We start from the raw sequence: 12453 nt of genomic DNA, 5'->3' as shown, positions 1-12453 counted from the left end.
GCCCCGCGATGGTGGCCATTCAAGACCGCGCAGCAGCAGGAGAATGAAGCAAATGCCTGCCACGTGCTTCCATTACAGCGCCGGACAGCACCACCTGTAAATTGGGACGAACATGTAGAGTGGATTAGGGAATTCACTTAGGCGGCGCGCAGGTGGAGTACCATTCCGACCAATTCGGAGAGCGAATTGGCCTGCATTTTGCGCATTGCATTGGCACGATGCACTTCGATGGTTTTCCAACTCACACCCAGTTCAGCGGCAATAACCTTGTTTGATTTTCCAGCGACGCCCCCCTCCACCACTTGGCATTCTCGAGAAGTCAGCAAGCGGTAGTTGGCGACGATGTTGAATTGTGCCTCACGCGTCTTGCGCATGCGTTTGCAAAGCTCGATGGCGTAATATATCCGGTCCAACAGCACCTGGTCGTTAAACGGCTTTTCGATGAAATCAATGGCGCCGGCTTTCATTGCATTCACCGCCATCGGGATATCCCCGTGCCCGGATATGAAGATGATAGGCAGGCATATGCTTTTTTCCCGCAGTTTTCCCTGCAAGTCCAGCCCCCCCATACCCGGCATGCGCACGTCCAGGATGAGGCATCCAGGCATCCCCTCAAACGCATCCAAAAACTCGGCACTGGAAGCGTAGGTTTCAACCGGCAGCTTCACGGACTCGATCAACCAGCGTAGCGAATTTCGCATCGCCTCATCGTCATCGACAACGAAAACGGTCGATTCAGGCAGCATAATCGTGTACCTCCCTCGTCATTGGTAGCTTGAACCGGAACGTAAGTCCCCGGCCCGGGTTTGGCGTAGCCCATAGCCGTCCGCCGTGCGCTTCAATGATAGATCGGCTGATCGTCAGCCCCATCCCCATGCCAGTCGGCTTGGTCGAAACAAAGGGATCGAATACCTCCTCAAATTTCACACTCGACATGCCGGGACCGGTGTCTGTCACACGCACTTCGAGAGCATCGCATTCGCCAAGCGCCGTCTCGATGACGATTTCTCGCTTGCCGAATTTCATGCTGTCCATGGCTTCAATTGCATTTCGAACAATGTTCAGGATCACCTGCTCGATCTGTATCGCGTCTGCGAGCACGGGCGGCAACTGCTCGGCGAGCTGCAAGCGGATACCGACGCCATGCTGGCGCGCTTCCGGATCGGCAAAGCGCACCGCGTCTCTCACAATGGCGTTGATTTGCGAAGGCATTCGGGACGACTCCCCTTTCTTCACAAAGGCCCGGATGCTTCGAATTATTTCCCCTGCCCGCTCTGCCTGGACACAGACAAGCTCCATCGCGGCAAGAATTTCTTCTCTGGTGCTGCTGGCGGAGCGTATTCTGCGCATGCATCCGCGCGTGTAGTTGGAAATGGCCGACAAGGGCTGATTGAGTTCGTGCGCAAGCGTAGATGCCATTTCGCACATCATCGTGAGGCGCGAAACATGGGCGAGTTCTGTATTGTGCCTTCGCATTTCCTCTTCCGCACGCTTCCTGCCTGTAATGTCCCGGGTGATGCCAAGCAGTGCCACAGTCTCCCCACTGGAACCGAGTAATGGAACCGCGTGCGTCTCGAGCCAGCGGTGATGGCCTTTCAAACTGATGATCTGAAATTCCATGACCCCGGATTCTCCTTGGAACACGCGCTTTGTCAGAGCCTCATAGGCCGACCGGTATGCAGGTGCGATGAAGCGATAAACTGAGGAACCCACAATTTCCTCCGGCCTCTCCGCGTCGACCAAGGCCAGCCCGGCAGGGTTCATTTCCAGTAGCTTGCCATCGATCGTCTGCAACTTTACGCACTCAGGTTCGGATTCGATGATCAGCCGCAGGCGGTTCTCCTTTTCCGCTAACCGTTCTTCGGCTCGTCGCCTCTCGGCAATTTCCTTTTCGAGCTCGTGTTTTGATTGCTGGAGACGTCGGTTCAACGCCAGGACATAGACGACCACGGCCACCATCGCGAGTAGCGATGCTGCTCCTGCTAGAAACCACTGCGAATACGGAACCAAGATATGCGCTCCTCGTTTAAAACTTAAACCTACCGTCTAAGTGCAACGCGCAACGCGATGTTAAAAATCTTTCGCCACCCATCATGGGCAGGAAGGCCGATTCCCGAGGGCGCTAAGCGGGTAAGGCATCGCGAGTGAAACAAGAGGGGCTGCGATGCCGAACTCGGTCAGCCTCCATCCTGAGCCAGCCGACAATCCCGGAAATGCTTACCGAAGGCCACAAAATAACGTATCGCATCTTGTGTGCCGGGATCCTTGGCGATATCCCAGAGGCCGCCGATCCCGCCGCGCGATTTCCCGGCTGCTTTCGCATCCTTCGCAGCCCGGTTTAGACAACCAAAGAAATCGGCTACAAGATTTTCCCTCTCGAGGGCTTCCAGTAATCGATCAAGCCCGCTCCGATTGGCTTTTTCAAGCAACGACAGCCCGTCACTCATCGCTGCTGCCAAACGGGACACAATGTCGTCGGAGAGTGCATCCTGGGCTGAGCCCACAACCCGTGCAAGCCCGATCAGCCGGTCAAGATCGCCGTTTTGAACCAGTTGGGTAATGGCAGGCAGGGCCGTGGCAACTCCACTTCGATTGACACGATCAAGCAGATCAATGCCATCCGCTGCTACGGTTGCCACACGACCGACGATATCGTCGCTCACTGCGTCCTGAGCAGAACCCACCAACCGGGCCAGGTGTACAAGCCGTTCCAAATCTCCGTTCGACACCAACGCCGAAATAGTGGGGAACGCTTGCGCTACACCACTTCGATTAAGGCGGTCGAGTAAGTCAACCGCCTCCCCGAGCGTGCCGGCTAGCCGCGCCACAATGTCATCAGAAAGTGCATCTCGGGCACTTTCGGCCAGCCGCGTCACATCTGCGGAAACGGCGCCAGCGCCCGGTATTTCAACCTGCTCAGCTTGCTTATTCATAGTGGGCCTCTTAAAGGATACCGCGCACGCTGGACCAGTACAGCTTATTGTATGCCATCTTGAACCAATGCACGGCTTGAGTCGGTTCCTTGGGGTCGGGTGGGTTATTGTAGGTAAACATGGCGTAGGTAGCCTTGTCTTTCCCGGCCTCGATAAAACAGAAAACCTTTCCGTCATATTCGCGCACGGGCACCCCCATTTTTACTATAGATGCCACGTTCTCCGCCACTACCTCCGCCTCATAGTGTGCTGTCGAGCCGGCTTTACTTATTGGAATATTGGTAGTATCCCCCAATACATATACATTCTTGAACTCCCCATCCATGTTTAGGGTATTCCGATTGGTCGGTATCCAGCCACTCTGTCCAATGCTATTTTTCTCGATAACCTCCATCCCTTTATGTGGAGGTATTCCGATCAGCAGGTCATATTTGACTTCGGTGCCTTCTTCACTCTTCAAGATACTATTCGTGGCATCAACCTCCTTCATATTGAACAGAGTTTCGTAGGTAATTCCTAGCCGATCGAATTCTGGTTTCGCCCATTTGGCAACATTTTCCAGACTGTGGACGCGGCCTATCGGGTAGGTGTAATGAATCTGCACTTTATCCAGCAGCCCACGCTCCTTGAAGTAATCGTGGAGCATGAAGGTGATTTCCAGAGGTGCCATCGGACACTTGTGCGGGACGCCAACGGTGATAACAACCTTTCCACCCTGGAACTCACGCAGGCGTTTGAACATCTTGATCGCTGACTCTTCGGTGTAAAAAGTCTCTGCGCTTTCCGCCAATCCCGGTATCGATTCTGGCATCATTCGCGAACCCGTGGAGATGATCAGGATGTCATACTGATGGGTGCGGCCGCTCTTGGTGATCACTTTGTTTTCTTTAAAATCGAAGGTTTCTACGGGGTCAACGTGAAACTCGATACTTGGCTCGAGCAGCCCTTTCTGGTCCCGGTACAATTCATCGGGTGCCATGCGACCAACCGCCACATAAAGCAGGCCTGGCTGATACATGTGTCGCTCGGATGCCGACAACATGGTAATCCGCGCCTTGCCCGCCTTCATTTCATGGTGCAATCTGCGCGCCATATTGTTGGCAACAATGGTACCGCCCGTACCTCCACCCACCACAAGTATCTTCATCTCACTACTCCTTGTATAAAATGTTAATTTGCTATCGGTGACTAGCTACGCGAACTATTTTTTCTTGCGAACCAGGACTCGCCACACGCCCTCCACTTCTATGCTGGATATGTATTCGTGGCCGACCTTATTAATCCATTCAGGAATGTCTGCGGCTGACCCCGCGTCTGTGGACCACACTTCGATTAAGTCACCTATCTGTGATTGCTTCATCTGTGCGATTAATTCCATCAAGGGGCCAGGACAAAACGTTCCACGTGCGTCCACCACTTTACTTTGTTCACTCATTTCGGATTTATTCTCCAAATGTTTTAGGTACTAAAACACCAGGACTTGTTGACCCCTGGTGTCTGCCAAAAATTTAGTGAGGCCAAGCGGCTTCTCCATAAAGGGCAATAATTCCGGCTGGCCTGCACCCAACAAATCCATGGCCATCGAGCAGGGATAAAATTTTGCACCTCCCAACTCAACTGCCTGCTCCACTATCTGCATAAATGGAGGTGCATTTTTGCTCTCCAAGAGTTCTCCGAGTTTTCCTTCTGAAGGCGCACATTTTCCAGCACCATCAACCATGAAATACTCAATGGCATTCATTGAAACAAAAACGTTTACTTCCTCTTCGCTGACAGCAGATACAGCGGCGATCATCGCTGCCATTTGCAGTTTTTCGCGGGTACCGGTCACGAGAACAATGTTCAATGCCATTTATAAACCTCCTGTTTATCGATTTTTACGATGTGAGATCCGGTGGCGATTTCCCCAGCTCATCTTGAGTGCTGCAATAGTGCTTCGACATAACGTTCAATTTCCTCAAGCGGTGTACCAAACGGATAAATCGCGCTGAGTTTGCCCTGCGCGTCAATTACATAGGTGTTGCCAGAATGATCGACGCTGTATCCCAAGGATCCGCCGGTATTAACATAGCGGAAATACGTACCATATTGTTTCGCAACCTTCATCAGTTCGGCCCGCGTACCCGTGAGCGGAAGAATTTTCCTATTGAAGGCACCTACATAGTTGGTCAGTACCTCCGGCGTGTCGCGTGCTGGATCGACCGAAATAAAAATGGCTTGTACGCGATCACTGTTGGAACCGAGGGCTGACGAGAGTTGTGCGAATTGGAGCAAGGTAGTTGGACAGATATCTGGGCAATGGGTAAAACCAAATGCGAGCAATACCACTTTGCCGTGAAACATGCTTAACCTTACAGAGTGCCCAGCAGTATCTTCGAGTTCAAAATCGCCCCCAAGTGAACGCGCAGAGGCACTCGACACCACGAGAAGACCTAGAATCATCACCAAGCATTTGTACAAAATGCGACGCACATTTGTTTTCATGCTGAGACATCACCCAATGCGTTTTAAGGAAGCTTTATCGAATTTCAACGCCCAGACGCGAGCCGTCTTGAGTTCCAGCGCCTTCAATTCATCGAAACGAACGCGAGCCTTGTCTGTCATGTTCTCCGGGTTGGTCAGCCACAGATATTTGCTCTTGGTCAGGGTGTCGTCACCTACCTGCATCAGCGCCTTGTGCTCCTGTTTCCGGACCTTGTCCACCGCCGCCATGACGTGGGGCATGAGGTGGAAGCGGTCGAACACCATTTTCCTATCGGCACCGGGCACCTGGGCCCGGCAGGCGTTGATAAAAACCGGCCACATATCCAGGCTAATGGCCCCGATTCTCTCTCGGGCTACCGCAGGGAAAGCTTCGAAGTATGGGGCAAGGCTCGTCTCCTTGCGGCCTTCCCCGATGTATTCCACCGTCGATTCTTCCAGATCGCACACCAGAATCATGTAACGGTGCTCCTGGGCAATCGCCTTCTCGTCCACGCCGATCAATTCCGGTATCGTGTTTGCCTTGGCCGCACGGCCCCGGTTGACGGCCCGTTCCATCAGGTGCAAGGCTTCGTCCCAGGTGATGCGCAGGATCAAAGCTGCCCTCTGCACGTTCGCCGCCAGCAGGACATCAATGGCCAGTGCTTCGAACAGCTTCGTGAAGCGGCTGCCGGCTTGCGCCCAGGGCAACGCCATTTGCCGCACGCCATGCTCTGGACACGATACCCGCGGCGGGCGCGCATAGGGGTAGGTGCGGAACTGGCAGCTGTCCAGATGGCACCAGCCGCGCGCGGCCATGTGGTCATACACACCCAGCTCCCGTCTGCATTCCGGACAGGCAAACCGCTGCCCCGCCGGGTGGCCCACATGAACTTCCACATTCTGTTGCGCCATATCCAATTCGACTCGCTCCACCGTCCAAGGCTCACTCAGCCCATGCAGTTGCCGGTACAACGCCACGCTGTCCATCGCATATCCTCCTTGAATAACATGCGCAGCGGCGTACTACTTACCCACAGAAATGTCTGAAGAACCGAAATATATAATGTCCGTCACTGTCTGTTCTTTGCCAGGAAAAGTTTCAGCGGCGATGTTTCTTCACAAAACTTTCGGCATCAAAACCATGCGCGAATACCACACGAATTTAGAAAAACATTCAGGCTAGGAACCTTTTACGTGACGTTCGTAGTTTTCGGCGGTCATCAATCCGCTCAGCTCGCTGATATCCGCGATCTTTACTTTCAAAAGCCACCCTTCCATATAGGGGTCGCGGTTGATGCAACAGGGATCAGCCGATACCATGTCATTCACGGAGAGAACCGTCCCCGAAACCGGGGAGATAAGATCGGACATGACTTTTACCGATTCGATGATTCCGAAAGAGATTCCTTGTCTGATCTCGGTACCCACTTCGGCACACTCGATGTACACCACCTCACCGAGGCTATCCTGGGCGTGATGTGTCACGCCGATCCACGCCTCGTTTTCTCCTTCCTGCCTCACCCATAGGTGGTCCTTATGATACAAACGATCTGTCGGGGTCATTCTCATTTTCCTTTTCGCGAACCTAGTTTGCGAACTAATGCTACTGATGAGCCGGCGCTGTGGATAGCGGTTCGACAGTGACATGCAATTGCGGTTGATGCTTAAATGTGTTCATTACTTTGCACGCGCGTTCGCACATGCTTACCATTTTTTTCACTTCTTTATCACTCAATTCGCCGTCGATTTTGATCTTGGTACTGATCGCGGACACCCGTTCCGGATGCTGGCTGATCTCGCCTTCGCAAGTCACATGGAGCAGCGTTACGGGGAGCTTTCGCTCACGGACGTATTCGACCAGATAAAAATCCAGGCAGGCGGCGGCGGCAAGCAGCATCAATTCGACCGCGCGATGCCCCCCCTCATCGAACATCTTAATCTCGCCATAGGGCGTTTGCGCCTGATACCCCGATGCGGGCGCCCAGGAACAGCTGGCGGTATGCGTTTCCATCGTTTCTCCTTTTGATAGCAACTTCGGTAACGCCGGAGACCCATGTCTCCGGCAATCACGCTTACTATCAATATGCGGTTTTCGGCATGCCGTGAATTACCGCGATGGGAGGTGTTAGCGACATTTCCTTTAATGCCTGTTTAAGCGGTGCATCGTCAATGGGATGCGCGGGCATATTCGGCGTATCCGTCACTTTGAGCTTGTACAGGAAGGCATACCCCTTATTCATCAATTTAAGAACGTCCTGATCGAAAACCATCTTGCCGATGTAATTCACCGGATCGCCGCCGATTTCAGGTGGGTTCCGCTCATACAGCGCCGCCCATGCGGTTTTCGCGGGATAGCCCGTCAACTCTTTCTCGATGATCTGCGCCGTCTCCTTGGGGTGTTTACCCATGAATTGGATTGCTTCAATCTCTGCTTTAAGCCACCCAACCGCCGCTTGCGGATGCTGTTGGATGAAGTCTTCACGCATGAGAGTGAAGTCCGCATCGGTCTCGCCCCAAGGCGCGCCTGTCGCCACGTAACGGGCATTACCCAGGTCTACCTGTCTACGGGCATGGGGCTCCCACATCGCCGCCGCATCGAGTTTCCCTGCCTCGAAATTGCTGGCGATCACCTCGATCGGCATGCTCAATACTTCGGAAGGCTTGAATACACCTTGATCTATCAGTGACTCCACGAAACGATTCGTACAAGTGCCCTTGTGCACGGCAAAGGGACGGCCCGACAGCCATTTCATCGCTTCCTTGTAGTCCTTGAACTGCGGTGCATCCTTGCGCACCAGTATTTTGTTACAAATTTGCCCGTTGCTATACATCGGCACTGAAACCAAGCGGATGTCGGCAATTTTGAATTTGGTCGTCGCCACCAAGGAAGGCATGTCGCCCATGGTCCCGATTTGCATTTTGTTTGCCAAGAGTGCCGCTACCATGGGAGGCCCGGTAAGCTGCGGCTCGAAACGAACGGTGCTGCCTGGCGGCAAGTACTTCTTCCACAGATCCTTGGCCTTGATGATCACGCCGCTCCACCCCCCCGTCCAGTAAGGGTGGTAACCATAGGTAATGTGTACTGCTTCTTCCGCGCTTGCTACTGTCGCCCCCCCGGCAAGTATGCCCGCGAGTAAGCTGCCAACGATCCATTTATATCCCCATTTCATGGTGATTTCCTCCTGGTAGTGAAGCGAACTAAACCGCGCGCTCCGTTTCGCGGTCAAGCTGGCAAAGTCTTAACAGGCCATGGCCTGCTGTTCCATGCTCTCGCCATAAAGTACCTCTAGTGCTTCCTTCTTGATCTCGAGATAACGCGCGGTCGCCAGCACATCGAAAGTTCTCGGGCGCGGCAGGTCGACCTCCAGGCTGCGGACGATTCTGCTGGGCGTGCCGCCCATGATCAGAATCCGGTCGGCTAGAAAAATCGCTTCTTCAAGCTCGGAAGTAATGAACACGGTTGTCAGCCGCGTTTCTTCGAACAGCTTGATATAGTATTCCTGCATCAATTCCCGGGTCATGACGTCCAGTCCCCGGAAAGGCTCATCCAGCACCATGAGCTTCGGGCTATTGATCAAGGCTTGCGCCAATTCCGCGCGGCGTTTCATGCCGCCCGAAAGCTGCCCGGGATATTTGTCCTTGAATTCGGATAAGCCAAATTTCCGGAGCAACTCCAGCGCCTTGCGCGTCGCTTCATCGCGGCCGGTGCGCGATTTAGCCAGCGGCCCGAAAACTACATTTTCCATCACCGTCATCCACGGCCATAAAGCCGTTTCCTGGAATACCATAATGCGATCGGATCCCGGTTCTTTAACCGGTTGGCCGTCCATCAAGACCTGGCCTTCGTCCGGGCTGATGTAGCCACACAAGATGTAAGCCAATGTGGATTTACCGCAGCCCGAAGTGCCCATCACGACGGTCAGTTTCCCCGGCTCGATTCGGAACGAACAATCCTCGAGCACATGCACCGGTGCTTGATCTCTGCGGTGATACCATTTCCGCAAACCTGTTACTGTCAATTCGCCTTTTAGCGCCGTCGTATTCATCCCCACCGTCTCCTTTAACGCGTGCTGCGCCATGGCATCATTTTCTTTTCCAGATAATCCACACCAATGGTCGACAAGTACCCAGCAAGTCCGATACTGATCATACCGATGATCACGACAGTCACCGTATGGCTTACATAACCTTCCCACGTAAGACGCCCGAGTCCGTTGTCGCCCGCGATCATTTCGGCCGCGATCACGACGTTCCAGGTAACGGCCATGCCGAGCGTCATCCCCACGGCGATGGACGGGATCACCGATGGGATCATGATGCGGCGAAACACCTGGCTGCCATTTGCTCCTAGCGATAGCGCGAGCCAGTAATGTTCTTTTTTAATATTGCGTACCGCGTCATGCACGTTGATCACGATAATGAAAAATGCACCAATGAAAGTAATGAAGATAATGCTCAGCTCTGTCGTCGGCCAAAACAGAATGGAAATCGGTACCCATGCCAGCGGCGGAATCAGCCGCAATATCTCGATCACCGGGTAAACCAGGTTGTGGAAAGTCTCCCGGGTGCCAAGCAACAGCCCCAAGGGAATACCCAGCACCTGCGCCAGCACAAAACCGTAGATAACGCGTTTAAAGCTTGCCACCCACGAATTCCAGTACTTCGGGTTACCCATATACTGCGTGAGGAAGGTGTGCAGCACTTCGACAGGAGAGGCAACCTCCCGAAAACCCGGTGCTTTCAGCAGCACCAGAAGATGCCAGGCCAAAAAGAAAGCAGCCACGGCGAGCGCGCCGCGCCAATTCATTTTAGGCAGCCGCCTGCTGCGCTTGACAGGCCGATCCGCGATGGAAGCTTTCATACTTTCTTCAGCCGCTTTCATCATCCTCTCCCCTTAAGCATGTTCCCGCTCCCCACGCTCGAAAGCCTTCTTGGCCTCTTCATGCACGCTCGCGATCGCCTGCGCCTTGAGCGCCAGATACTCCGCGCCCAGCATCATCTCCGGCGTGCGCGGACGAGGCAGATTCACGGCGATCGTCGATTTGATCGTGCCGGGACGCGAGGTCATGACAATCACCTTATCGGCCAGATAAATGGCTTCTTCGAGATCGTGCGTGATGAATAGGATCGTCTTGCGGCACACGCGATACATCTCGAGCAAGTGCTGGTGCATGGTGTTTTTCGATACCGTATCCATCGCGCGAAAAGGTTCGTCGAGCAGCAGGATTTTGGGTTCGTTTATCAATGCGCGCACGATTTCGACACGGCGCTGCATTCCCGATGAGAGCTGAGGAGGATAGGATGCCGCGACCTTGTCCAAGCCGCCGCATTTGGTCAAGAGATCCATTGCCCTTTCCTCCGCCGCATCGAGCGCCATCTTGTGCTGGACAAGAGGACCGTACATGACGTTTTCCAAGACAGTCTTCCAAGGAAACAGGGCGCCGTTCTGAAACACCACGACACGATCCGGGCCGGGTTTCGGCGGGGACGACGGTGTAGCTAACAATTGCCCATCCAGCAGTACCCGTCCTTCCGTCACATTGTCAAAACCCGCGATGATGTTCATGAGCGTGCTCTTGCCACAACCCGACGGCCCCACGATCGCCAGAAAATCACCGGGTGCGATATCGACGCTGCAATCGTGCAGCGCAACCACGCGCGCACCCTCTGGGTCGTATGTCTTGCTGACACTCTCGATTGAAAGGCTTCCCACATCTGGCCTGGGTGCCATGGCCGTTAATGACTTCTCCATCGCTGCGTCGATCGCATGGCTTGCTTGTGCCGTCATACTTACCCCTTCATCCCGAAACTTTGTACGCGCCAGCGCATGAGCCGATTTCCCACCACGCGAATCAACGTGCTGCTGATGAAACCGGCAATACCCAGAGTCGCCATTCCGATTACAATCGTCGGGAATTGGATCAAATTGTAGGACTCGAAAATCATGAACCCGAGCCCATACTGGGCGGCAATCATTTCTCCGGCCGCGAGCGAAAACCAAGCCGCGCCCATCGCGATCTGCAATCCGGTAAAAATATTCGGTAGCGCGCCGGGAATAATCACATGGCGCAGCACGTCGCGCGGTTTGGAGCCCAGCGACGCGGCGGCGCGAAAATAATCGGGGTCGATCGATTTCACGCCCACATAGGTATTCATCGTAGTCGCGAAGAAAGCCACGAGGAAGGTTACATAGATAACGGCGATTTCTATGCCGGGGAATATCAGAATCGCGAGCGGTATCCAGGCAAGCGGCGGAATCGGCCGCAGGAGTCCAACCAATGCGGACGCGTACATATCGAAAGTACGGCTCCACCCCATGAGAATACCCAGGGGAACACCGAGCAGAACCGCGAGAAAAAATGCCGCCGTTGCACGGTAGACGCTATAGAAAATATGGACATAGTAGATCGGCGTAAAAACGGAGACCCCGAAAGCAGGATGCGGGCTGAACCACTCGCGCGCGACCGCCCACGGATCCGGCAGACGATTGAACGAATCAATCGGCAGCCATTTCACGCTCGCATACCAAATCGCGATCGCGCCCGCGTACCCCGCCCACATGAGCCAAAACTTACGACTTTTCCACCAGAGCGCTTTCATTTATCCCCCCCTTTAGGGAAGTGCTGATTTAATCGCCCGCAATTTGGCCGAAACTGAGAAAATATCGCCATCTAATTGCACTGTTACTGAGGAACTGATGTCACGCCAAGCGAGCTTTGCTGAACTGGAATACCGCAACAAGAAACGCAGAAATAACCAGCAATTCTCATGCCAATGACTTCCCTGCCTACGGAGATTAATAAAAATGTAAATAAATCAGCCTTTTAAATAACCATTTCGTACGAGTTATCATAGCTATCCAATATCAGAGAAGTGACAAAATGTCACAGCGTGATGGGTATCATGACTTGATCATATGACAAATTGTCACTATTAATTGACTCAGACTGTCACGACATTAGCGCAGAAGACAGATGGGATATTGGTAACTAATTGATAAGGAACAAAACTACCCACCCATGGTATGGTTATTGCTTAATATAGTCCGATTGTCGCC

General features: G+C 53.5%; 15 protein-coding genes. All 15 read right to left on the bottom strand.

Annotated elements, in window-relative coordinates; all coding sequences use genetic code 11:
* Nucleotides 1-137 precede the first annotated feature (137 nt).
* The gene (locus tag GZH91_RS08345) at nucleotides 138-746 is read right to left on the bottom strand and encodes a response regulator transcription factor (protein ID WP_161984221.1); all 609 of its coding nucleotides are present in this window, start codon (nucleotides 744-746) and stop codon (nucleotides 138-140) included.
* On the bottom strand, nucleotides 736-2010 hold the full coding sequence (locus GZH91_RS08340) for a PAS domain-containing sensor histidine kinase (RefSeq protein ID WP_223264644.1): 1275 nt from the start codon (nucleotides 2008-2010) through the stop codon (nucleotides 736-738). The genes GZH91_RS08345 and GZH91_RS08340 overlap by 11 nt, the downstream gene beginning before the upstream one ends.
* 167 nt (nucleotides 2011-2177) lie before the next feature.
* Nucleotides 2178-2933, bottom strand: coding sequence for a hypothetical protein (locus tag GZH91_RS08335; protein WP_147074989.1), 756 nt, complete (start codon nucleotides 2931-2933; stop codon nucleotides 2178-2180).
* A 10-nt stretch (nucleotides 2934-2943) separates the two neighbouring features.
* Nucleotides 2944-4080 (bottom strand): NAD(P)/FAD-dependent oxidoreductase, encoded by a 1137-nt coding sequence (locus tag GZH91_RS08330; protein ID WP_147074990.1) that lies wholly within the window; start codon nucleotides 4078-4080, stop codon nucleotides 2944-2946.
* A gap of 54 nt (nucleotides 4081-4134) precedes the next feature.
* Nucleotides 4135-4368, bottom strand: coding sequence for a sulfurtransferase TusA family protein (locus GZH91_RS08325; RefSeq protein ID WP_147074991.1), 234 nt, complete (start codon nucleotides 4366-4368; stop codon nucleotides 4135-4137).
* A 30-nt stretch (nucleotides 4369-4398) separates the two neighbouring features.
* Nucleotides 4399-4785 (bottom strand): DsrE/DsrF/DrsH-like family protein, encoded by a 387-nt coding sequence (locus tag GZH91_RS08320; protein WP_147074992.1) that lies wholly within the window; start codon nucleotides 4783-4785, stop codon nucleotides 4399-4401.
* Between the two features lie 59 nt (nucleotides 4786-4844).
* Entirely contained in the window at nucleotides 4845-5417 is a 573-nt protein-coding gene (locus GZH91_RS08315) for an SCO family protein (RefSeq protein WP_223264645.1), read from the bottom strand.
* A 9-nt stretch (nucleotides 5418-5426) separates the two neighbouring features.
* Nucleotides 5427-6383, bottom strand: coding sequence for an ISL3 family transposase (locus GZH91_RS08310; RefSeq protein WP_147074993.1), 957 nt, complete (start codon nucleotides 6381-6383; stop codon nucleotides 5427-5429).
* Nucleotides 6384-6575: 192 nt separating this feature from the next.
* Nucleotides 6576-6959 (bottom strand): glycine cleavage system protein GcvH, encoded by a 384-nt coding sequence (gene gcvH, locus GZH91_RS08305; RefSeq protein ID WP_147074994.1) that lies wholly within the window; start codon nucleotides 6957-6959, stop codon nucleotides 6576-6578.
* Nucleotides 6960-6999: 40 nt separating this feature from the next.
* The gene (locus GZH91_RS08300) at nucleotides 7000-7407 is read right to left on the bottom strand and encodes an OsmC family protein (RefSeq protein ID WP_147074995.1); all 408 of its coding nucleotides are present in this window, start codon (nucleotides 7405-7407) and stop codon (nucleotides 7000-7002) included.
* A gap of 67 nt (nucleotides 7408-7474) precedes the next feature.
* Nucleotides 7475-8566 (bottom strand): ABC transporter substrate-binding protein, encoded by a 1092-nt coding sequence (locus GZH91_RS08295; protein WP_147074996.1) that lies wholly within the window; start codon nucleotides 8564-8566, stop codon nucleotides 7475-7477.
* A gap of 69 nt (nucleotides 8567-8635) precedes the next feature.
* Nucleotides 8636-9442, bottom strand: a complete 807-nt coding sequence (locus tag GZH91_RS08290; RefSeq protein WP_147074997.1) for an ABC transporter ATP-binding protein — start codon at nucleotides 9440-9442, stop codon at nucleotides 8636-8638.
* A gap of 14 nt (nucleotides 9443-9456) precedes the next feature.
* Nucleotides 9457-10281, bottom strand: coding sequence for an ABC transporter permease (locus GZH91_RS08285; RefSeq protein WP_223264646.1), 825 nt, complete (start codon nucleotides 10279-10281; stop codon nucleotides 9457-9459).
* 9 nt (nucleotides 10282-10290) lie between these two features.
* Complete coding sequence (locus tag GZH91_RS08280; RefSeq protein WP_223264647.1) at nucleotides 10291-11184, bottom strand: ABC transporter ATP-binding protein; 894 nt, start codon at nucleotides 11182-11184, stop codon at nucleotides 10291-10293.
* 2 nt (nucleotides 11185-11186) lie between these two features.
* Nucleotides 11187-11996 (bottom strand): ABC transporter permease, encoded by an 810-nt coding sequence (locus GZH91_RS08275; protein WP_223264648.1) that lies wholly within the window; start codon nucleotides 11994-11996, stop codon nucleotides 11187-11189.
* Nucleotides 11997-12453: the final 457 nt, after the last annotated feature.

It is taken from the genome of Sulfuriferula plumbiphila, from assembly GCF_009938015.1.
Classification (GTDB): Bacteria; Pseudomonadota; Gammaproteobacteria; order Burkholderiales; family Sulfuriferulaceae; genus Sulfuriferula; species Sulfuriferula plumbiphila.
The sequence above is the reverse complement of the archived record's forward strand: the minus strand, read 5'-3'. Positions and strand labels throughout refer to the sequence as shown.

Excerpts from the sequence above, each read along its gene's own strand:
- GZH91_RS08335 (WP_147074989.1), bottom strand. The coding sequence starts at position 2,933 with ATGAATAAGCAAGCTGAGCAGGTTGAAATACCGGGCGCTGGCGCCGTT.
- GZH91_RS08285 (WP_223264646.1), bottom strand. The coding sequence starts at position 10,281 with ATGATGAAAGCGGCTGAAGAAAGTATGAAAGCTTCCATCGCGGATCGG.
- GZH91_RS08290 (WP_147074997.1), bottom strand. The coding sequence starts at position 9,442 with ATGAATACGACGGCGCTAAAAGGCGAATTGACAGTAACAGGTTTGCGG.
- GZH91_RS08320 (WP_147074992.1), bottom strand. The coding sequence starts at position 4,785 with ATGGCATTGAACATTGTTCTCGTGACCGGTACCCGCGAAAAACTGCAA.
- GZH91_RS08275 (WP_223264648.1), bottom strand. The coding sequence starts at position 11,996 with ATGAAAGCGCTCTGGTGGAAAAGTCGTAAGTTTTGGCTCATGTGGGCG.
- GZH91_RS08330 (WP_147074990.1), bottom strand. The coding sequence starts at position 4,080 with ATGAAGATACTTGTGGTGGGTGGAGGTACGGGCGGTACCATTGTTGCC.
- GZH91_RS08300 (WP_147074995.1), bottom strand. The coding sequence starts at position 7,407 with ATGGAAACGCATACCGCCAGCTGTTCCTGGGCGCCCGCATCGGGGTAT.
- GZH91_RS08345 (WP_161984221.1), bottom strand. The coding sequence starts at position 746 with ATGCTGCCTGAATCGACCGTTTTCGTTGTCGATGACGATGAGGCGATG.
- GZH91_RS08315 (WP_223264645.1), bottom strand. The coding sequence starts at position 5,417 with ATGAAAACAAATGTGCGTCGCATTTTGTACAAATGCTTGGTGATGATT.
- GZH91_RS08310 (WP_147074993.1), bottom strand. The coding sequence starts at position 6,383 with ATGGACAGCGTGGCGTTGTACCGGCAACTGCATGGGCTGAGTGAGCCT.
- gcvH (WP_147074994.1), bottom strand. The coding sequence starts at position 6,959 with ATGACCCCGACAGATCGTTTGTATCATAAGGACCACCTATGGGTGAGG.
- GZH91_RS08295 (WP_147074996.1), bottom strand. The coding sequence starts at position 8,566 with ATGAAATGGGGATATAAATGGATCGTTGGCAGCTTACTCGCGGGCATA.
- GZH91_RS08325 (WP_147074991.1), bottom strand. The coding sequence starts at position 4,368 with ATGAGTGAACAAAGTAAAGTGGTGGACGCACGTGGAACGTTTTGTCCT.
- GZH91_RS08280 (WP_223264647.1), bottom strand. The coding sequence starts at position 11,184 with ATGACGGCACAAGCAAGCCATGCGATCGACGCAGCGATGGAGAAGTCA.